A 21,212-nucleotide genomic window follows, 5' to 3' on the forward strand; every position below is an offset into this window, starting at 1 on the left:
CATTGTCAGCACTAAATTTTCCTGCATAATCTTTCGATATGACTCGTCAGGTGTCATAACATTCCCCAATGCCCATGATACCATCACTGCTCGCCGCCCTTAGCTGTTTTTGCATCTGTTATTTCCCGACCAGCTCACACGCCGAGGATCTGCACCGTGGTGTCTGGTTCTGGAATTCATCCAGCAGCCCCTACGGAGCGGCCAACGTAGTCGGCGATGTCACCAAGGAGATCCAAACGGTGGATTTCATGACAGCGCATTCGATCAAGCGGGTCTATGGAAGTTATCAAACCAGAACCATCACCGAGCCCGCCGTGATTGCAGCGTGGAATACCCGACTCAGCCAGGCCGGCATATCCTCCCAGTTTTTGTTAGCTGAACCCACCTGGGTCGAAGTCGACAACCGTCCCAATTTACTCACCAAGATCACCGACCGTGTGGTCAACTACAACACGGCTCCCGGTCGACTCGAATCAGAGAAGTTTGATGCCATCCACCTCGATATCGAACCCCAACAGCTCGCCGCATGGGATGCTGGCGACGCGTCGGTGAAAAGGGACTACCTCACGCTGCTGCTCGACACCTACACGGAGGTCCGCGCCCATCTTGATGCGGCGGGGCTAACAGGTGTAGGCCTTTATGCCGACCTTCCGGTCTGGTTCGATAAACTCCCCGCTGATGGAGGCAGCGTCGGCTGGGCGGATGCCGCGGATCGCGATGCCTGGTTCGCGGCCATCGGTGTGCCCCTCTCAGGAGTCTCCTTGATGGCCTTCGAGCGTGATTCTTTTTCCAATATCAACGGTGCCGTTAGCTACGAGCGCTCCAGTATCCCGGGAGCCACCGTTCGCACAGCGGTGCAAGCCAAGGTTAGCGTCGATGAAACCTGGGATGACATCGGCCTGTTCATCGACATGCAAAACACCCTGGAAGTCAGCTACGGCTCTAACGAGGCTGTGGATATCGAGAACTACCGCCTCTGGCGTGAAGCCCTGGATGAAAGTCCCGTCAGCAAGGTCGGTGTCGCATTGGAAAAAACCGGCGGCGATTTCCAGCTCAACTTCGCCACTACGGCGGGTGGCACCTACGTCGTCCAGGAAAGCGACGACCTGGTCCACTGGAAGGAATCCGCCCGGGTATTGCATACCGACGGCTCAGCGGAAGCTCCCGTCATCCCAGCTGGGGATCGCACCTTCTGGAGAGTTTACCGCTTTGATGATTAGTAGCCGAACGGGGTAACTAATACCAACCCTGAGTTAGTGAAGTTAGAAAAATCAGCATAACCTGAAGGGGAGAGCATCTCTATAGACCTCACACTGGTTGTGATGCCGGTTTTCCTATCGACGTCTCATTGTGCTTAGCCTAGTTTTGAAGATGCCATGAAGTTTACAATGTTCTCCGCCCTCGTCGCCGCATTGGTATTTCCTTTGTCGGCTCAAGTTGATCCGCAGTTCAAAAAGGATGCCAGCGGCTCCAAGGACCACCCCTTGCTCAAGCGCATCGAAGGTTCCGTGATCCTCAAGTATTCCACCAAGAAATTCGACGCCTTTACCATTGCGCTGGAAAAGGTCGTGTTCGATTACCGGTCCAAGAAATTCAAGGACTGGAAAAAACTCACCGTGGAAGGTGCTCGGACCACTTTGTTTTATCGTGAGCCCGACGATGCGGGCACACTTGAATGTATTCGTGCCTATCAGAACGACCTCAAGAGCCGCGGTTTCGAGGTTCTCTTCGAAGGGACAAGCAACGGCAAACCGACAGACGACTCCAATCAGCTCGACAACGGTTACGGGCGCTTTATCAAACAAGTATATACCAGCGAAACCGACTACCGCCTGCAGCAATACACCTTGGCCAGTTGCGACGACTTCCGTTACACCGCCATGAAAAAGCCGGCTACCGGCGATTCGGGCGACATCTATGTTTCCATATTCTGCGGTGCGGTGACTAAATCATGGAAAGAGCCAAAGCTGGGAATAGCCCAAGGAACCGTGATTGCGCGTGTTGATGTGTTGGAAACCAAGGCTATAGCCAACCGCATGGTCACCGTGAAGGCTGACGAGATGCAGCAACAGATCAACGCAGCCGGACGCGTCGCCCTTTACGGCATACTGTTCGATTTCAACAAAACCGATATTAAGCCGGAATCCGATGTAACACTTCAAGAAATCAGCAAGCTGTTAGCAGCTGATCCCGCCCTGAAGCTCTTGGTTGTCGGCCACACCGATAATGCAGGCTCCTTCGAGCTCAACCGCGACCTGTCGAAACGCCGCGCGGCGAGTGTTGTCGAGGCCCTGGCTGTGCGTTTCAATGTTTCGAAGCAGCGCCTGTTTCCTTTCGGTTGCAGCTTCGCCAGTCCGGTAGCACCGAACACCAGCGAGGAAGGCCGAGCCAAAAACAGACGGGTGGAACTGGTAAAGTGGAACTGATAAAAAATGCCAATTAACGAGCATGTTAATTGTTTTGTAGTTAGAAGAATAATTGCAAGCCTGGTCGGGTATTGTAGGGCTGCTTTTTAAGTTGCCGACAACCTTAGGTTTTATCAACCTATGCGCGTGGTATTCACATATCCTGCCGACAGCTTGCAAAGCTGTCCTACTTTACCCGTCCTCGCGTTTGGCGATGATGTGGAGGTTGGCAATGCCGTTTTTTGAAAACTCCTCCCAGTATTTCCTGGTGAAGGGTTCGGCTAATTCCTTCTGCTGCTCATCGCTGAGTTTGTTAAGCTGGGCCTCGGTGTATTTTTTGTTGAGCTCGCGTTCGGCCATGCGGGCAACGAGTTCTTCCCAGAAGGTTTCGGCACGCATTTCATCGTAACACTGGGCGTAGAAGGATGCGTCCTCCTTGTCCTTGCGAAGTCGGAGGCGTTGGCGGTCGGGGTCGAGCTCAACCTCCTTCCCCTGCCCGTTGTGCTGGAGACGGGTGAGGATTTTCTCCAGCATATCATCAAAGCGCGCGACACCTTCATCCGAGCCGGGTTTGTGGTTCCAGAATGTCGCCCAACAGGCCAGGGTCAGCATTTCTGATAGAGTAACCAGTTCCTCGTCTGTAAATCGTAAATGCACTTGCTGTTAAACTCTAAGTTTTAAACTCCAAATACCAAGCATGATTATTCAGACCCTTTGCGGATAAGTTTAGCGTCGACCCAGTCGCCGTGGTCGTTTTCCGATCCATCACCTGTGTCGAGGAGGACGAGGCGAAGTTCTTTGACTCCTTTGAGGTTCAGTTCCATGAGCTGCTTGACGCTTTTGCCGGTTTGGACGGGGCTTTCGAAGATAACTTTGCCATCGGCGTAAACGCGGAACATGACGGTGCCGGAGTCGCCTACTTCATCGTCCATACCGACGTGACCGGAGAGCTTGTCCCAGCTGCCGTCGAGTTCGTAAACGATTTCAGAACCGGACATGGCGCCGATGCCTTTCTTGTAGGACTGGCCGTTGACGGTGATGGTTTTGCCGCCGAAAGACTGGTCGTTTTTAAACGCCCCCTTGCTGGAGGCAGGTTTGAGGTCGCTGAGGTAGCTGATAACGTCTTTAAGTGGCGGTGCCTTAAGGTCCTGGGTGAAATCGAACTCGGCTGCGGCAGCGTGTGTGTGGTCGGGGCCGTGCTGGGAGTTGAGGAAACGGAGCCTGATGAACTCGCCCCAGGTCGTGGGGAGTTTGATTTTTTTCAGCTCGGTTCCCTCGCTGAACGAGCCCTTGGCGATGGGTTCACCAAAAGTGTCCTGGCTACGACTGACATAGACCTCGTAGTCCTTGAGCATACCATTGCCACCATTGGGGCGGGGCAGATAGTGGAAGCCGTTCACGGCATATAGCCCGCCCAGGTTGATATTGACCTCGTAGGGGTATTTGCCGGGGTTTTTCTTGCCGTAGTTCGAGTGCCAGATGGTTTCCGGAGTGCCATCGAAGGCATTGGTAATCGGGCCGCCACCGTGCTGGGAACTGGCGGTGACGATCAGTTGGGTTTTATCGATGTCCGGGGTGATTTCCGGAACGGGGTATGGCGGCGAGGGTTCGATTTTCTGGTTATCGTTGATTGTAATGGTCGCCAGAAATTTCTCTTTTACGTCCCTGCGGGGAGCCTTTATATACAGAATGCCTCGTCGGTCATTGGGATCATAGCACCATCCGGCACCCGCATGATCGAGATCGTCTTTATGTTGATACTCGGGCAACAAGGCGGCATTCATCACCACCTTTTCCGGTTTTGCCTCCACATGGACCTGGAACTGGTACACCCGGGTCTCCAGCTGCCCGTCAAACCTTCCCTTTGGTGGCTCAAGTGTGATCCGAATATCGCCGGCCTCGGTGTTCCGGGGGGCATTGACTTTGATCAACTGCCGGGCAAATTCACCCTGCTGGTGTTTTCTTGTCAGGCCATCGTCTTCGTAGAGCAGAAATTCACTTTCCCCGTGTGGGTAGATATCGAAGGTGAGCGGGTCCTTGGGTTTCTGGTTGTTGTAGAGCATTTCCGGATACATCGGGATGATGGCACCAGCTTTGACGAGGATGGGGAGTTTTTCCAACGGTGCGGGATAGTTGTCGATGGTGGTGGGGCCGGTGATGCGTCGACCGTCCCAGTAGTCGACCCAATTTCCCTCGGGCAGATAGATATCCTCCTTGCGCCAGCCTTTGTTGATTTTGCCACTGGTGAAAACGGGAGCGATGAGAAGATGCTCGCCTAACATATACTGGTGCTGGGTCGAGCGATCGTAGGTTTTTTCATCCCCGGGAAACTCCCAGACCATGCCGCGCACGATGGGGGCCCCGGTATCGTATGCCTCGCGGGTGTATTTATACATGTAGGGCGTGAGACGCATCTTGAGTTTGAGATACTTGCGGTTGATCGAAATGAACGGCTCCTCGTAGGCCCATGGGCTTTTGCTGATTTTCCCCGCCCACCCGTTCATCGCGTAGAGCACGGGAGTGAAGCATTTCCACTGGAGGTCGCGGGTGTAGGTCTCCGGGCTACCGCCGAAAATGCCATCGATGTCCGTGGTGGCGTACGCCTGGCCGGACATACCGGAGCCGATGAGTGTGGGGATATGGTAACGGATGAGATCCCAGGAGCCGTATTGATCGCCGGTCCAGCAGACGGAGTAACGCTGGGTGCCGGCCCAGCCTTGTACGGTCCAGACGAAGCCCCGACTGTTGGAGTTCGTTGTTAGAGATGTCCAGGCCTGGCGGTTGGCATCGAGAGAGAACTGGTAGGCGGGACCGGTCCATGCCACGTCGAGCTTCTGGGCGCGGATGCCAGCCGTGCCGACTTCCCACTCGGTTTTATCGAGATCGCGCTGAGTCCAGAGGCCGGTATAGAACCCTAACTTGTGCAACTCCTTGACCACATAAGGAAGCTGGGTGTATTCGCAGCCGTAACCATCGTTAGGCAGGATCCAGCCGCCGGGCATGTCGTGTTCGCGGTATTTTTTTGCCAGCCGGTCAATGCAGTCCGGGGTGGTTTCCACGTAACTGCCGTCGGGGTTTTTCAGCAGCTCTTTCGTCTTCGGATCGCGGGTCATGTAGGCGTCGGCCTCACCGAGTTCGAGCGCCCAGATGGGGACGAAGTTGGGACGGCCTGTGAACTGGGTGTAGAGATCGACGACGCGTTTGAAATCGGGGCCTACAAAGTAGTAGGCATCAAAGCGGTTTTCCTGGTGGTCGAGCTTGATGTTAGTGACCTCGGTGAAATCGTAGTGACCGGGTGAGAAGGTGTTGCGCAGGACACCGTAACCTTTGCTGGAGACGTAGAAGGGGGCGGGGTTGGGTTTGCCGCCTTCGTTCCAGTTGCCATCGGCGCGGATTTCTATTTGGGTCCCCTTGTGGGTGAAGTGGCCGTTTTGTTGGCCGCCACCGAAGAAGTGTTCATCCTCTGTGGTGCTGAGGGTCTGCACGGTGAGTTTTTCCGTCAGATCAAGGGGCTTGAGCTCTTTCCAGATGACCTCACCGTTTGGTCGGGCGAGGGTAAACCGGCTGGTTTTTTTATCCAGCGTCAGAGTGAGCTTCGGGGTCGTAAAGATGACACTCCCGTCATCCTCCTTCATGTTCAGCCCAACTTTTTCCGGGGAATCGACGATGACGATTTGCGCCTTCTCGGGATCGTTTTTGGGATCGGCAAATTGGCTGTCGGGTGCTGCCTGGATGCGAAACACATCGTCGCGGTAGAACTGGATTTTGATGTCTATGTGGTTCGCCGTTTTCCAAACAAATGTTGAGATCTGTGCGGGGCTCGCATTCTGAGTGACAGCACCAGGCTCGACGGCATAGGTGATGGATGATACCGCAGTGAGAAGACCGGCGGCGCAGATGGCGGTAAAAACGCGTGTTTTCATATTGGGTATTATCGGGCCAAAATCTTGTGTGGCGCTTGGGATTTCAGCTCAACCGACTGTGGGGCTTTGCCGGGAATACGGACTTTTACAGTTTGATCGCGAGGTGATGTTAGACTGGCCGAGACGAGCTTGCCGTCTTTCCATACGATATCCACATTGACGTTTCCACGTGCCCGCAGGCCTGTGACTGATCCCGTCGGATAAACCTGCGGGAGTGCGGGCAGCAGCGAGATCTCACCTGCGTGGCTTTGCAGGAACATCTCCGCCATTCCGGCGGTGATACCGAAATTACCATCGATCTGAAACGGAGGATGGGTGGTCCAGAGATTGGGCAGGGTGTTGTAGGCAAGAAGCCCGGCGATGCAGCCGTGGGCGCGAGCCGGCTGGCCGAGGCGCGACCAAAGGGCGGTGCGCCATGCCCAGGTCCACGACCGGCGGCTATCCCCTACCTCACCGCGTTTGGTCAGGGAAACACGGGCGGCCTCGGCGAGTTTCGGGTTATTGGCCATCGTGATCTGATTACCAGGATGGATGGCAAAAAGGTGGCTGGTGTGGCGATGGTTACTTTTTTCCAAACCAGGCTTCTCGCCCATCCATTCCATCAGCTGCCCCCAGCTACCGATCCTGGGTCCGTAAAGTTTGCTGAGCGCGGTTTCGAGCCGTTTCTGCAGTGCCGGGTCTTGGTTGAGGATTTTTGCGGCACTCAAGGTGCTGGTGAACAGATCCCACATCAGTTGTTGGGCATGGGCGGTGCCATCCTCATGGGGGCCGTGCTCGTGCGACCATGCGTTAGGCACGACGAGACTGCCGTTGGGCAGCTCCTTGAGTCGACCCAACCAGAACAAACTCACATCGCGCATCCACGGCCAGGCCTCTTTTTTGAGAAATGCCTTATCGAGAGAAAACTGATAGTGTTCCCAGTAGTGTTGCGAGAGCCATGCGGTGCCTTCGATATTCCAATTCCATCCAGTGCCCCCGAACGGGTTGATACTCATACGGGTGACAAAACCCTGTGTTTCCTTCCCGTAAAAAGCGGCGGTATCCTTACGATAAACCGGCGCACCGGCGGTCAGCATATCGAACAAGGGTTTGGACAACTCGGCGAGGTTGGTGGTTTCCGACAGCCAGTAGTTCATCTGGAGGTTGATGTTCGAGTGGTAGTCGCAGTGCCACGCCGGCGTGTTAGAATTACACCATATCCCCTGGAGGTTTGCGGGCAGAGTGCCTTCGCGTGACGATGAAATCAGCAGATAGCGACCGTAGTTGAACAGCATGGCCTCAAGCTCGGGATCGAGACAAGGGCGGGGCAGGTTCTGGGCCTCCTGACGATAGCGTTCAATACGTTCGTTAATCGGTTGGCTGGCAATAGCGGCATCGGATTTTCCGATATCAAGCTGCACACGCCCGTAGAATTCCGAGTAATCGGATTGGTGGTTTTTAAGTAGCTCCGACCATGGTTGCGCGGCTGCCTTATGGATTCGCGCTGCCACTTTGGCGGCTGGATCTCCCTGCATCCACCCCAATTTATGATCCATGACGTAGTTGGTATCGGCGGCTAACAGGATTAGGATTTCGTCGCTGTTAGTTACGCGTATGCTGTCGCCTTCCGTCGTGATCTGCCCCCCTTTGGCAACCACTTGTGCCTGGGACTTGTATTTCAACCCGTTAGGGAGGGTTCCACTCATACTGACTGAGTGAGCATTCGCTTCGGTTTTATCAGCACTCCCATGGGTTCCCTGAAACGAGAGCAAACCTCCGATGACACCGGGTTTGTCAGCCGAGATACGCCAGGCAATGACACCGGCGGGATGGGAGGCGATGGCTTCACGCGTATAGGTCACCCCCTTTTTTTTCCACGTCGTGGTATGGATGGCATTCTTGATATCAAGCTGTCGACGGTAGGCATCAGCTGAGGATGGCTTCACCTTCAAATCGATTCCCTCAAGCGCGATTTCAGCGACTTGGAAATGGGTGGTGTTTTTGCGGGGGGAAAAAGTAAACCTGTAATACCTGTAAGTGGCTGGAGACTTGAGAGTGTAGGAGACCGACTGGCCACGTTGTTCCATGGGGGCGATGTCCAGTTGTTTGTCGAGCTGCTGCCATGACTTGCCGTCATTGGAGCCTGACAGAATCCAGTTGGCAGGATCCCGGTCAGGCATATCATTGGCACTGGTAAAACGATACCGGGTGAGAGGTTTCTCAGTGCCCAGATCGGCTTGCCATACGATCTTGTTATGATTCTTCAGGATCACACACCACTTTGAATCCAGCGCACCATCCATCGATTGCGCTATCCCCTCGCGAGGGCTCGATGGCTGATAATCTTTGAAGTGAGCTGTGTCCTTGGGAACCCAAACCCGAACCTCCGACGAAGTGGCACCCGCTTGGGAAAAGACCAGATTACCAAAATTCTGATAATTCCCCATGCCTTTGTGATCATAATTCCCGCTCGGGTTTTCATCCCCCGTCCATAAGGAGTCGACGTTGAACTGGATCACCGCCTTTTCCACGCCACCAAACAAGACCCCGCCCAAGGAGCCATTACCGATGGGCAGGCCGCCGGATTCCCAGCTTTTCGCCGGCTCATTAAAAAAGAGAACCTCCGATGCCGGGGAAGCGCACAGGCTCCCTGATGAAATTCCGAGAGACAGTAAACATGGGATGATGGCTTTCATAATCGTTCGAGTGTTGATGGCTACGACTCATGAGCCGTGGCTGACACGAAATTCCCCCATTATCGGAAGGAAATCCAGCCTTGTTTTGAATTAGTCCGTGGTAACACTCCCCGGTGAGGTGTCATTATTTTGAGCTGCGCCCACCTTTTGGCTTTCGGCGGCAAATTAGTTCCGTATATATGGGGCCATGCAATGCCCCTATTGCCGCGCCACCCTCACCGAAACCTCCAAGGAATGCCCGTCGTGCCAGTTGTCCCTGCAAAGTGCCAACGCCTTGCTGGGGCCGATCCCCCGTTTTGCCAAAGGCCTGACCGATACCCTCGGGGTCCTGGACAAAGGGGCTGATAAAAAAATCCGGAACGCGCTTGCCAACCTGACCCGTCGGTTTCCCCAGGTGGAAATGCATGTGCTGTTGCAAAAATTCGACCGCCAATACCCGATAGCCACCCATCTTTTCTGGCTGTTTAACCAAGGTGAATTTTGTGCCAGCGACCGCAAAGGCGGGAAAAACCACTCGATACTCCTGGGGCTCGACCCGAAACAAGGTCGTATCGGGTTAATCGTCGGATACGGGTTGGAACCATTTTTACCTCGTAAAGCACTCGATCATACGCTTGAAAAAGCGCAGCCATCCCTCGGGGCCGCCGATCTCACCCAGGCGATCTTGACGGTTATCGAATCCCTCGACCAATTGATGGAGGGGATTTGTGACGGTCTTGGCGAGACTTTGGGGCTTGAACAAAGCAGGGATACCCACAGAATAGAATACTAAACCACACCACCCACTTCCAACCATGAACTACGAAATTTACCGCCTCATCCACTTCGCCGGACTGTTTACCCTGTTTTTCGCCTTTGGCTCCCTGTTTGCCGGCAAGGCCTCGACCAAGGGCGCCGCGATCGGTCACGGCATCGGTCTTATGCTTATTCTCCTCGGTGGGTTTGGTATGCAGGCCAAGTTGAAAGCGGCATACATCATCACCCATGGATCGTCATTCCCAACGTGGTTGATTCTCAAAATCGTCATCTGGGTAATTCTCGGTGGTGCCCTGGTTCTGGCGAAGCGCCGGATCATCCAAGGTGCGCCAGCGTGGATTCTGATCATCGCCCTCGGCTTGGCCAGTGCGTATCTCGCCTACAACAAACCCGCGCTCGGTAACAAACCCGCTGCGGCAGCGTCGAAGTAAGATCCTCACCGAATCGTTTCGTCATGAAACATGTCGAAACCATCACCCTGCCCCATGACCTCGGTGAGTTTACCGAGATCATCGATGTGCGCTCACCCTCGGAGTTTGCCGAGGACCACCTGCCAGGGGCGGTCAACCTGCCCGTGCTTAGCGACGAGGAGCGTGTGGTGGTGGGTACCTTATACAAGGACAAACCCTTTGCAGCACGCCGACTCGGAGCAGCCCTCATCTCGGCCAACGCCGCGAGGTACTTGCAAAGTCACTTTGCGGAAAAAGGCAAGTCATACACGCCGCTGGTCTACTGCTGGCGTGGTGGCATGCGCTCCAGTTCGCTAGCATTCATCCTGCGCTCGGTGGGATGGCGCGCGCGTCTGGTCAAAGGAGGCTATAAGGCATTCCGGAAATTTGTTAGTGAGGAAATAGCGCGACTGACCAGCCAGCCGGATTTCCACCTCACCGTGCTGGCAGGACAAACCGGTGTGGCAAAAACACGTCTGCTGCACACCTTGCGCGCCCAGGGTGCCCAGATCCTTGATTTGGAAGGGCTCGCCAATCACAAGGGCTCCGTGCTGGGCCTGACGCCAAACACCGTGCAACCCAGCCAGAAGCGGTTTGAAACCAAGCTCTGGCATGCGTTGTCGCAACTCGACCCGACACGCCCGGTCTTCACCGAGGCGGAGAGTAACCGGATCGGTGGGCTGCATTGCCCCCCGCCCCTTTGGAAAAAACTGGGTGAAGGCACGGTGATCAACATCGAGCTGGCACTGGAAAAACGCGCTGCCTTCCTGTTGGACGACTACCCGTATTTCACGACAGCCCCCGACCACCTGAAAAGTTTGTTAGAAAAACTGGTCAGACTACGCGGTCGCGCGCAAGTGCAGGCCTGGCACGATCAGATCGATGCCGGTAAATGGCTGGAATTTGTCGAATCCGTGCTACGTGACCATTATGATCTCGTTTACCGACAGGCGGGACATGAAAAGTCCAACTACGCCGAGCCATCCATCACCCTGGAGCTCCCGGGCTTTTCCACCGGTGATTTGACACAGGCCGCCAACAAACTCATCGCCCGTGACTGACGCCCACAACCACCTGCAGGATACCCGCTTCGACGGCATCCGCGACCAGGTCATCGCCGGGATGATGGAAAGCGGTATCACCCGCTGCGTGGTCAACGGCACCTCCCCCGCCGACTGGCCTCGAGTCGCCGCCCTCGCCAAAACATTTCCGGAGTTCATCATTCCATCGTTTGGCCTGCACCCGTGGCAAACGGCCACCGACGGGTGGCTGGAGCTGCTCGTTGATTACCTCGGCACCGTGCCGGGCGCCTGTGTGGGCGAGTGCGGGCTCGACCGCTGGATGCGGGGTTTTGACATCGATTTACAGACCGAGGTTTTCACCGCCCAGCTCAATCTAGCCGCCGACCGCAACCTCCCCCTCTCCATCCACTGCCTGAAAGCCTGGGGTCCCTTGCTCGGGGTGCTGGAGTCTAACAATCTCCCGGACCGTGGATTCCTGCTGCACTCCTACGGCGGCTCCGCCGAGCTGGTGCCCCGCTTTGCCGAACTGGGCGCGTATTTCTCGTTTTCCGGGTATTTTCTTCATGAAAAAAAGGCCGGGGCGCTCGACGCCTTCCGCGCTGTCCCCGCGGAGCGGCTGTTGCTCGAATCCGACGCGCCCGACATGCTGCCGCCCGCGGGTGTCATCACCCACCCGCTCCCGGACGGCGCCAACCACCCCGCCAACTTGCCGACCATCGCAGAAGCCGCCTCGGCCTGCCTCGACACCACGAGGGTGGACGCCAATTTTTCCAGCTTCTTCGGAATATGATCTCGCCGTCCTCGCCTCGGTCGTGGCGAGTGAGAATGTCCTGCTCTGAACGCAGCGGAACGGTTCAAGGTCCGCTACCGCGAAAAGTAGGACAGCTTTGCAAGCTGTCGGCAACCCATGGAATCATCACCCCCTGCACGTTGGATTCACAAATCCTGACGGCAACTTGGAAAGTAACCCTACTGTGCATCCTTGACATACGTCAATCATGTAATACAATGTTTTACATGATCAAGACCATTACCAAGATCGGCAACTCCAGGGGTATCATTCTCGATTCCGCCCTGCTGGAGCTTGCGAACCTGAAGGAGGGCGACAAGGTCAACGTCACCGTCCACGACGGCGGCACGATTACGCTCGCGCCCGACGTGGCTCTGGTCTCCGCTGAAAAAGCCAAAACCAAAGCCGCAGAGATCATTGCCGCCAACGACGAACTTTTTGACCGTCTGTCCAAATAAATGATGATTCATTTGTCAACGGACACAGTCCTTGCCATTCATGAGGAAGTGCTCAAGGCGCACGGCGGCAGCGCGGGATTGAGGGAAAAGTCCCTGCTTGAAAGCGCGATCGCCGCGCCACAAGCCACTTTCGCAGGTGAGCCAATCATGAGCGACCCCATCGAAGTCGCGGCTGCCTACCTCTATTATCTGTGTAACAACCATCCTTTTGTGGACGGCAACAAAAGAACGGCTCTCGCATCATGTCTCGTTTTTCTCAGTGAGAATGGACATCTGGAAAATCATACCCTGGATGTGGACGCATGGGAAACCCTCGTACTCGATGTCGCCGCTTCCGTCATCGACCGGCCCGGCACCACCGAACGCCTGCGGGCGCTGATCGTCGCGGAATAATCCATTCCTTCACTCATCCACTCCTTCATTCGTCCATTCACAAGGCTTCATCTCGGGGTGCTTGAAAACGAAGCCGTTTTCCAACAAGCGGGTGGGCACGGCCCAGCGGCTCTTGAGGATGAGTTCGGTTTCCGTACGCATGAAAAACGCGCCGACCTCCGCCATCCATTTCGTGGCGGGGAGGCCAAACGGACGCCTTGCCAGCTTGCGGAAACGGCGCATCATCCCGGCGTTGGTCACCGCATCCGGCGAGGTGATGTTGATGGCGCCATGGATCTCGTCGTGGTCGATCAACCACTCGAGCGCGCGGCAGTAGTCGTCGATGTAAATCCAGCTGACCATTTGCCGCCCACCCCCGACCGGGCCACCGAGGAAGAGCCTGGAGAGTTTGTAGAGGTAGTCGAACACAGTGCCGGGTTCGTTCGCCATCACCAGCGAGGTGCGCAGCGCCACCTTGCGCACCTTGCCCGGCACCTTCGCCCCGAAGAAGGCACCCTCCCACGCCTTGGCGACCTCGACGGAGAACCCCTCGCCCAGCTCCCCCTGCTCGCCCTGCGGCTGGTCTTCGGAATGGCGGTAGATGGTGGCGGTGCTGGCGTTCATCCAGACCCCGGGAGGGTTTTCACAGGCGGCGATCGCCTCACCTAACACCCGGGTGCTGTTGACGCGCGAGCTGATGATCTCCGCCTTGTTTTTGTCGTTATAGCGGCAGTTGACACTGCGGCCGGCCATGTTGACCAGCACCTCACAGCCGTCGAGCTCACCCGCCCAGTCGCCGAGCGTCCCGCCGTCCCAGTGGATGTAGCGGCAGTGCTCATCCAGTCCTTCCGACCGGCGTGCCAGCCCGGCGACCTGCCAGCCCTTGTTGTGAAAATAGCGGCTCAGATAGCGGGCGAGAAAGCCGTTGGCCCCGGCGATGATGATTTTTTTCATGGTTATGTTAGGTTTGGGTTATAAGCGTAGGTAGGAGAGTGTCAATTCGATGACCTGGCGGCTAAACTCGGCGGGAAAAAGAACGGGCAAGGGAGCGGCTACCATGACCAGCACGATAGCGCGTCTCAACCACAGTGGCCACCGGTCATTTTCAATAAGCACCAGCACGCCATGCAGCGTGAAGTAGAGCGTCGGCAGCCCGTAGCCGCTCTGCACCGGCACCGTGATGGCGAGTTCGTGCAGCAGGCCGGAGACGAGGAAAACCGCAAACAGCGCGGCCCGTTTGCCGATGTGGGGCGTGAGCGGACGCTGCACCGTGCGCGCCATCATCTGGGAGAACGACAGGTTCCAGCGCATCGACCAGAAATCCGCCACACCACGGCTCACCAGCGGGTTCCGGAACAGTGGCCGGACCGCAATCCCCCGCATCCGCCAGAACGCGGTGAGCAGCCGCAGCACACCAAAGTGAAACGCCAAGCTCAGCGGCACAAACATCACCAGGATGGAATCGATCCTGTAGTGCGCAACCAGCACGCTGAGCAGCAGTCCGGTCGCCAGACATGCCAGGCCGGTCACCGCGTCCTTTTTCCAACGCAGCTTGCGCCGTCCAGCCGCGAACGGAGTGGGTTCCATGCCAAACCACAGGAAGGTGAACATGAACCAGCGCGACCAGGGCAGCCGCCTCCCCCACTCGACGTAAACAATCCCCTTCATGCAGATCAGCAACACCGAACAAATCACCACCATCCGCGCAAACGGCGCATCGTGGATGTGCAGCAGGTGTACCCCGGCAAGCACGGCCAGCATACCGCCCCAGAGCAGGCGGCGATTTCGAACCACACGACTGAACACGAGGAACGCCAGTGCCAACAGAAAGCTGTGGAGGTAGTGGGTCATAGTAGGACGACTTTCCAAGTTGTCGGCAAACTGGGTGAGTGCATCGTGCCTGTATGATCGGCAAACCCGACGTTGTGCCACAATGCCGCTCCGTAGCTTAGTGCGAGGTAGAGAAACAAGCTGACTAACAAGATCTCCGCCAGCACATTGAAGCGTGTCTGCGGAATCCCCTTGCGGTCGAAGCAAAAAAACTGAAGCCCGATCCTCACCGCCCACCACGTCATCATCAGCGCACAGAGCAATGCCGCCTGCGGCGTGCCATCCAGAAGCAACCCGCTGCCGAACGTGGACAACAGGCCAAAGAACAGGTGCATGCCGAGAATATACCCCGCGTAGGTCCAGAACAACTGGCGCATCAGCCGCGGCAGCGTGCCTAACGGGCCTTTCCAGTCGAGGCACCGCGGAATGACGGCACTGGCCAGCACCAGAACCAGTTGCCCCAGCCCAGCGAGAATGATGGCGGTGTTGATGATTTCCGTTTCCATAAGGTCAGTGGGCGATTGTTAGGTATGTAAACACTCCCGCGAGATAAAAGAATGCCGTGCTGAACAAGATATTGAAAACGGGGAACTCGCGTTTGATGCTGCGCTCGTAATAAAAGCACTGCACCAGCACACGCGCCGACCAAAACACCGCCATGAAGCCAAGCAACACCCGCCCCAGCGTCTCGGTCAGGAGCAACCGGGGCAGGATGATGCAGGCCAATGCCATGGCAAACACACACCCGATTAGAAATACGCAGTGGATGACAAACACCTGGCGGAACACAGGCTCCACCCTGGTGAGGTTCTTCGACCAGCGCATCTTTTTCGGTGCGAAAAAATTCGCGGAAACGACACAGAGCAAGATCACTCCGGCGAACTGTAGGGCGTGGACACTGAGGTTCATCGTGGTTGTGGGTGTGGTTTTTCCTAGGTTGTCGGCAGGTTGCAAACCTACCCTACTTCGGGTCTTCCCCCTTGTTCCATCCCGCATAGGCCGGTGGATGTGGAGGACTTGGCACCTCGTTTCCCTTGCCCATCCGGTTGAACAGCCAGATGTTGAAGAAGTGCATACCACCGAGGACGAGCATGACGACACCCAGCTTGGCACTGAGCGCTTCAAAAACCCCGGTGGTCTCGTTCACCAGGCTGTCAAGCTTTAGATAGAGCGAGACAAAACCGAGGTTCACGAGATAGAACCCGACCACTAACAGGTGGTTGATACTGTCGGCGAGCGGCTCGTCGCCATCCATGCTCTTGATCAGAAAAATCCGACCGTTCTTGTGCAGCGTCCTGGCCACCCAGATGGTGAGCGGAATGGCAATGATGAGATAACAGGTGTAGGTAATGACGGTGTGGTTCATGTTTTTATTGGTTTGGTTTTAGTTTGTGGAGAAATTTCTGGAGTGCTGAGGCTTGCCTCCGCTTTGTGGTTGGTGAGGCTTGCCTCACGCGGCGGGGTTTCATCGGTCTGGAGGTGTGTGAGAGATGTCTGACGAGGGTTCGGGAGTTGAATGCTGTGCGGAGTGATAGATCGGGAAAGCGGAGGCAAGCCTCGGCACTCCAGATTTCAGATCAATCCGTCGGGAATGTTGCTGCACGTTCCAGCGCATTCTTCCGACGGCATCCGGTGGAGCTCGGCGGCGACTTCGCGGTCTTTTTTCCGGAAGAAGATCTTCGACAAACCATGCCGTCTGGCCGCGAGGGCATGGCATGTCTTCTCGGCCACCGGCATGAGCACGGGCGAGGTGAGCCGTCGGGCGACTCCCTGGAATTTCCTACAACTCAGCAAGCAGAGCACCCAGCCTTCGGCAGCGCGATAGAGGCTGCCATCGTCGGTGCGGACAATCATTTCACGCTCCGGCTCGAGTTGATTGACACCGGGAAACCATTCCTCGGCACGAGCCGACTGATACGGGACAAAGTACACGGGGTAGGCGCGCTCTTGTTTGTTGACCCACTCGTGGAAAGTGCAGCACATGCCACAGCGACCATCGTAGTAGACTTCGATATGTTGGATGTTGTTGGGTATTTTCATCGTTACTTGTTGTTCGGGTTATTGGATTTACTTTAGTTAGTTTAGATGGTATTTTCAGGAATTTCTGAAAGTTTGTTTGCTGTGTATTGAGTTGCTTGGAGAGGGGTTGTCAGCCCAGGAGTTTGGCGGCCAGTTTCATGGCCGGGCCGTAGCTTAGCTTGTCGACTTTGCCGCCGACGTTGCGGGCGAAACTGACAAAGGTCTCGAGTTCCTTCACCTGCTTGCGGAATGCCTCGGCACCGATTCCGGTGAGATCCTTGGTTTCCTCCTGGCAGTTACGGAGCAGTTCAAGGGCGGGATCTATTTCACGGCGTTGACGCTCGCGCAGGATAATGGTGAAAATTCTCCAGACATCACGCTCGGCTTCAAAGAACTCCTTGCGCTCCCCTTTTTTGACGATAATGCGGACCAGGCCCCAGCTCACAAGCTCCTTGAGATTGGTGTGGGCGTTGCCCCGACTGATCTCGAGCTTTTCCATCACCTCGTCCGTGCTGAGCGAATCGGGACCGGTCATCAGCAGCGCATGGATCTGGGCCATGGTGCGGTTAATCCCCCACTGGCTGCCAAAAGCTCCCCACTGGGCGATGAAATCATCCCTGACTTCCTCCAGAGTGCGTGTGCTTTTTTCGTCGCTGCCCTTCATCGCTTTCAGTATTTACTGAAAATAGAAATAGTTTCAAGCACAATCTTGATTTTTTTGAGTTATCTTTTTGTAGGGCTTGGCGTATGGATGATCCAGCCTATGAAAGTCCACCCTTTACTTGCCTCCCTCTATGTCTGTTCTGTTTCTCTATGGGCAGGTCCGGCATCATCGGGTACCGGGCCGATCAGGCACACGACCCTGCCCAATGACAACCCGGACATGACACTCAGTCAATTTGCCTTTGGTGCCTGCTGGAAACCGAGCCATTCCCAAAAGCACTGGGCGCCGATCATGGCGAACCAACCGCAGTTATGGTTATGGCTGGGTGATAACATTTATGCCGACACCGACGATATGGCGGTGATGAAAAACAAGTATGGCCAGTTAGGCGATACGCCCGGTTACAGAAAGCTGGTTGACCTGTGTCCCGTGTTAGCCACCTGGGACGATCACGATTTTGGCAAAGACGACGTCGGCAGGGATTACCGCATGCGTGAAGCATCGCAAAAGGTATTCCTTGAGTTCTTTAATGAACGGCCCGACAGCGCACGCCACAAGCGTCCGGGCGTTTACACCAGTTACTATTTCGGCCAAGCCGACCAGCGGGTGCAGCTGATCTTGTTGGACACCAGGTATTTCCGTTCGCCACTGAAACGCATCGAAGGCAAAGCCCCCTACCCCCGGATGGGTAAATACACCCCCGACCTCACCAGGGACGCCACCATGTTAGGCGACGAACAATGGACCTGGCTGGAGGGTGAACTTAAAAAGCCTGCCCGAGTGAGGATCATTGGCAGCAGTATCCAGTTTGCAGCACCTCACAACGGATACGAGACCTGGGCTAACATGCCGAATGAAAAACAGCGTATGATCGACCTCATTATCAAAACACGTGCGGAGGGGGTTGTGTTTCTCTCCGGAGACATCCACTCATCCGAGTTTTGCGTGGAGGAGCCACAGCAATGTTACCCGATTTTTGATCACACCAGCAGCTCGCTCAACGTGCCTCTGGGGGCGGCGGCAACACACCGGAGAATGGGACCGGCCTTTGGCGGGGCAAACTTCGGCGTGGTGCATATTGATTGGGCAAAAAGTGACCCGGTCATCCGTTTTTCAACCAAGGACACCTCGAATCAAACCCGTATCCACCACAGCATCCCGCTGTCGAAACTCACCTTTGCAGAAGAGAATCTGATCTGGACCACCACACCCGACAGCTTCGCCGGTGCGTGGCAGACATTTTACGGACCGCTTACCCTGGCCAAGGAAGGTGAAGGAAAATGGACCGGGACGTGCGCGGACCGAACCCTCACACTCAATGAAGGTCAGTTCGGCCTGGTGGGCACCTGGCGGGGAGAAAAACAACACGGCCGGGTAACATTCACCCTGACGCGTGATGGCAAGTTTCTGAATGGTGCCTATTCCTACGAAAACCTCCCGCTCCAACTCGACTGGGCGGGCTGGAAAGCCGACTGGGAAAAGCATTTCAAGCGGGACGATTACTACCAGCGGAAAAAGAAGAAGTGACCCATTTAACCGCGAAAAAATGCGAAATGCGCGAAAGGAAGACTTAGGAGAAAGCGGACGGCTTGCCTCCGCTTTCTCCTAAGTCGGCTTGCCGTGCCCTGTGGTAGCCTTGCGCGAGGGAGGGCCGACTTCCCTTTCAGCGACAGCTGCACTTCAATTTCATTCCTGACACGCCGCATTCCCAGCACGATGAACCCCCGCCGCACGAGGTAATGCACTATCTCTTGCCACCCGACGGAGGAGGAGGTCTGCAGGTCAGCATGGCGTGAGTAGGCGAACTAAACCCTCGCCCCACGCAAGCGGAGGCAAGCTCCAGCACTCGAAGAAAATACGAGAACCACGGTAGTTTAATGCATTTGGAGTTTGGAATTTAAAACCTGGGGTTTAAAGAACCCACATGTCCGACGCAATCATCGCTGAAAAATACCCGAATGCCGAGACCACTGAGTCCGGCTTGAAATACGTTGTCACCGAGGCCGGCACCGGCACCGACAAACCTGAAAAAGGCCAGTCCGTCACCGCCCACTACTCCGGCTACTTGCTGGATGGGTCGAAATTCGACAGCTCGGTCGACCGCAACCAGCCATTTGTATTCAACGTAGGAGCTGGCATGGTGATCAAAGGCTGGGACGAGGCTTTTGCCGATATGACCAAGGGCGAGAAACGCACCCTGATCATTCCACCGGAGCTTGGCTATGGAGCCCGTGGCTACCCGCCTGTGATCCCACAGAATGCGACACTCATCTTTGATGTTGAGATGATCGACTTCTAGGGGTTTTCACCAACATTTCATCCTGGGTTCATCAGGATTTCACATGGTGCTGTCAGGGTGGCCGCACGATGAACAACCAGACTGATCGCTCCGTTGATAAAAAATCCACCACCCTTCCTGTCGGACACCTTGTTGCGATAGGGTTTATTTTCACCGCTGTCACCGTTGCGTGGCTCGTGCTCGGCGGCACCTTGACCAAGCGCACGGGAGCCTCCAACCATCGGGCCAAACAAAGCGTCACCCATCTTTGGGGGCCGGAGCAAAGCCAGACGCACCCAAGCATCTGGTATTACGCCGATGCCCAGGAGTCCCGGCAGGTCAGAATCCAGCCGTCGTCGGGTCAGGTCGATGTCAAGCTGACCTACGAGCCAAAGAAAAAGGGCCTCTCGTGGCAGCGCACCTATCAGGCGGACTTCGCCGCAGCCTATCAGATATCCAACCCTACCGCATCGGCACAGAAGTTCTACGTCTCCTTTCCCCTGCCCTCGGAAAACTCAAGTTACTATGATTTTTCATTCCAGCTCGGCGACCAGCTGGCTGAAAACGCAATTCCTGTCTACGGAGAAATCAAACAGAGCGTCACCATCCCGGCAGGTGAAAAAGTCGAGCTCAAGGTCTCTTACCTGAGCCGGGGTATGGACCACTGGCAATATCATCTGGGGAATGCCGAGCGGATTCGCAACTTCCAGCTGAACATGGTCACCAATTTCGAGGAAATCGACTTCCTCGACGGCTCCTGTTCACCCACAGCCCGGCATCTCAACGATCAGGAAAACGCCTGGTCACTCCGCTGGGACTACCCTGATGTGATCCGGCCACAAAGTATCGGCATGGATATGCCCATGGCCAGGAACCCAGGGCCCGTGGCTGCAAAAATCACCTTCTTCGCTCCCTTCTCACTCCTGTTTTTCTTTGCCTGCCTGATTGTTTTCGGCCTCCTGAAGGGTATCACCCTGCACCCGATGAACTACGTCTTCCTTGCGGCGGGATTTTTTGCGTTCCACTTATTGTTCGCCTACCTCGTCGATCTGGTTCCGCTCCACCTCTCCTTCCTGATCGCATCGATTGTTTCCCTGGGACTCATCGCCAGCTACGTGCGGGCCGTCGGGGGCAAACAGCTGATGTGGATCGCGATACCTGCACAACTTGCTTATCTTGTGCTGTTTAGCTACAGCTTCCTGTTTAATGGAATCACTGGGCTAACGATCACGCTTGGAGCGATCACCACACTTGGCCTGCTGATGACCACGACCGCTAAAATCGACTGGGCTGAGATCTTCGCATCGAGGAAAACCGGCAAAAGCGGGCTTACTCCGCCACCTGCCCCATCGGCTCCGTTACCACAATAACAGCACCAAACAGATGACTTCTGATTTTCTTGGTGGGGTTCAGCTCCATGCGTGAAATGTCCCCATCGAGAAAAAGTGCGTCTTTGCAGCCAAGATGGAGAAACAATTTGGAAAAACCGTAAAGGTTTACTTCATGGCCTTTTGCCGTGATCGCAAAAACGACCCGCCCCGGCCCATCTACGCCCACGCGACAATGCGATA

Annotated in this window: 20 protein-coding genes and 1 pseudogene; 11 read left to right on the plus strand and 10 right to left on the minus strand. The window is 55.7% G+C overall.

Annotation, left to right across the window (positions count from 1 at the left end):
- Positions 1 to 74: 74 nt before the first annotated feature.
- A complete protein-coding gene (locus H7A51_09210) occupies positions 75 to 1,220 on the plus strand; it encodes a hypothetical protein (GenBank protein ID MCP5536397.1) in 1,146 nt (381 codons plus the stop codon).
- 156 nt (positions 1,221 to 1,376) lie between these two features.
- On the plus strand, positions 1,377 to 2,426 hold the full coding sequence (locus H7A51_09215) for an OmpA family protein (GenBank protein ID MCP5536398.1): 1,050 nt from the start codon (positions 1,377 to 1,379) through the stop codon (positions 2,424 to 2,426).
- Between the two features lie 171 nt (positions 2,427 to 2,597).
- Here the strand turns inward: H7A51_09215 and H7A51_09220 are convergent, their stop codons facing one another.
- Genes H7A51_09220 through H7A51_09230 form a run of 3 tightly spaced genes read right to left on the minus strand, consistent with a single transcriptional unit; the run spans position 2,598 to position 9,003 of the window.
- Complete coding sequence (locus H7A51_09220; GenBank protein MCP5536399.1) at positions 2,598 to 3,062, minus strand: hypothetical protein; 465 nt, start codon at positions 3,060 to 3,062, stop codon at positions 2,598 to 2,600.
- A 44-nt stretch (positions 3,063 to 3,106) separates the two neighbouring features.
- Complete coding sequence (locus H7A51_09225; protein ID MCP5536400.1) at positions 3,107 to 6,328, minus strand: NPCBM/NEW2 domain-containing protein; 3,222 nt, start codon at positions 6,326 to 6,328, stop codon at positions 3,107 to 3,109.
- Positions 6,329 to 6,336: 8 nt separating this feature from the next.
- Positions 6,337 to 9,003 (minus strand): glycoside hydrolase family 95 protein, encoded by a 2,667-nt coding sequence (locus H7A51_09230; protein MCP5536401.1) that lies wholly within the window; start codon positions 9,001 to 9,003, stop codon positions 6,337 to 6,339.
- Positions 9,004 to 9,190: 187 nt separating this feature from the next.
- On the opposite strand from H7A51_09230, the gene H7A51_09235 reads away from it, so the two are divergent.
- From H7A51_09235 to H7A51_09260, 6 genes are all read left to right on the plus strand, one after another.
- Complete coding sequence (locus H7A51_09235; protein MCP5536402.1) at positions 9,191 to 9,775, plus strand: TPM domain-containing protein; 585 nt, start codon at positions 9,191 to 9,193, stop codon at positions 9,773 to 9,775.
- A 22-nt stretch (positions 9,776 to 9,797) separates the two neighbouring features.
- Positions 9,798 to 10,190: a hypothetical protein gene (locus H7A51_09240; protein MCP5536403.1), complete on the plus strand. Its 393-nt coding sequence runs from the start codon at positions 9,798 to 9,800 to the stop codon at positions 10,188 to 10,190.
- Positions 10,191 to 10,213: 23 nt separating this feature from the next.
- Positions 10,214 to 11,269 (plus strand): tRNA 2-selenouridine(34) synthase MnmH, encoded by a 1,056-nt coding sequence (mnmH, locus tag H7A51_09245; GenBank protein ID MCP5536404.1) that lies wholly within the window; start codon positions 10,214 to 10,216, stop codon positions 11,267 to 11,269.
- Positions 11,262 to 12,020, plus strand: a complete 759-nt coding sequence (locus H7A51_09250; GenBank protein ID MCP5536405.1) for a TatD family hydrolase — start codon at positions 11,262 to 11,264, stop codon at positions 12,018 to 12,020. The genes mnmH and H7A51_09250 overlap by 8 nt, the downstream gene beginning before the upstream one ends.
- Positions 12,021 to 12,247: 227 nt before the next feature.
- Positions 12,248 to 12,478 (plus strand): hypothetical protein, encoded by a 231-nt coding sequence (locus H7A51_09255; protein MCP5536406.1) that lies wholly within the window; start codon positions 12,248 to 12,250, stop codon positions 12,476 to 12,478.
- The gene (locus tag H7A51_09260) at positions 12,479 to 12,871 is read left to right on the plus strand and encodes a type II toxin-antitoxin system death-on-curing family toxin (protein ID MCP5536407.1); all 393 of its coding nucleotides are present in this window, start codon (positions 12,479 to 12,481) and stop codon (positions 12,869 to 12,871) included.
- 9 nt (positions 12,872 to 12,880) lie between these two features.
- Here H7A51_09260 and H7A51_09265 read toward each other — a convergent pair whose 3' ends face one another.
- The 7 genes and pseudogenes from H7A51_09265 to H7A51_09295 form a co-directional block, all read right to left on the minus strand.
- Positions 12,881 to 13,804, minus strand: coding sequence for a TIGR01777 family protein (locus tag H7A51_09265; GenBank protein MCP5536408.1), 924 nt, complete (start codon positions 13,802 to 13,804; stop codon positions 12,881 to 12,883).
- Between the two features lie 18 nt (positions 13,805 to 13,822).
- Positions 13,823 to 14,701 (minus strand): hypothetical protein, encoded by an 879-nt coding sequence (locus H7A51_09270; GenBank protein ID MCP5536409.1) that lies wholly within the window; start codon positions 14,699 to 14,701, stop codon positions 13,823 to 13,825.
- Positions 14,698 to 15,186 (minus strand): hypothetical protein, encoded by a 489-nt coding sequence (locus H7A51_09275; GenBank protein MCP5536410.1) that lies wholly within the window; start codon positions 15,184 to 15,186, stop codon positions 14,698 to 14,700. Before H7A51_09275 ends, H7A51_09270 begins: the two co-directional genes overlap by 4 nt.
- Before the next feature lie 4 nt (positions 15,187 to 15,190).
- A complete protein-coding gene (locus tag H7A51_09280; protein MCP5536411.1) occupies positions 15,191 to 15,589 on the minus strand; it encodes a hypothetical protein in 399 nt (132 codons plus the stop codon).
- Positions 15,590 to 15,713: 124 nt separating this feature from the next.
- Positions 15,714 to 16,046, minus strand: a pseudogene (locus H7A51_09285) (hypothetical protein).
- A gap of 206 nt (positions 16,047 to 16,252) precedes the next feature.
- The gene (locus H7A51_09290; GenBank protein ID MCP5536412.1) at positions 16,253 to 16,720 is read right to left on the minus strand and encodes a DUF393 domain-containing protein; all 468 of its coding nucleotides are present in this window, start codon (positions 16,718 to 16,720) and stop codon (positions 16,253 to 16,255) included.
- 109 nt (positions 16,721 to 16,829) lie between these two features.
- Entirely contained in the window at positions 16,830 to 17,363 is a 534-nt protein-coding gene (locus tag H7A51_09295; GenBank protein ID MCP5536413.1) for a transcriptional regulator, read from the minus strand.
- Between the two features lie 99 nt (positions 17,364 to 17,462).
- Here H7A51_09295 and H7A51_09300 point away from each other — a divergent pair, with 99 nt between their 5' ends.
- The 3 genes from H7A51_09300 (at position 17,463) to H7A51_09310 (ending at position 21,011) form a co-directional block, all read left to right on the plus strand.
- A complete protein-coding gene (locus H7A51_09300; GenBank protein ID MCP5536414.1) occupies positions 17,463 to 18,890 on the plus strand; it encodes an alkaline phosphatase family protein in 1,428 nt (475 codons plus the stop codon).
- 397 nt (positions 18,891 to 19,287) lie between these two features.
- A complete protein-coding gene (locus tag H7A51_09305) occupies positions 19,288 to 19,662 on the plus strand; it encodes an FKBP-type peptidyl-prolyl cis-trans isomerase (GenBank protein MCP5536415.1) in 375 nt (124 codons plus the stop codon).
- A gap of 68 nt (positions 19,663 to 19,730) precedes the next feature.
- Positions 19,731 to 21,011: an inner membrane CreD family protein gene (locus H7A51_09310; protein MCP5536416.1), complete on the plus strand. Its 1,281-nt coding sequence runs from the start codon at positions 19,731 to 19,733 to the stop codon at positions 21,009 to 21,011.
- Positions 21,012 to 21,212: the final 201 nt, after the last annotated feature.

The sequence above is a fragment of the Akkermansiaceae bacterium genome (genome assembly GCA_024233115.1).
Classification (GTDB): Bacteria; Verrucomicrobiota; Verrucomicrobiia; order Verrucomicrobiales; family Akkermansiaceae; genus Oceaniferula.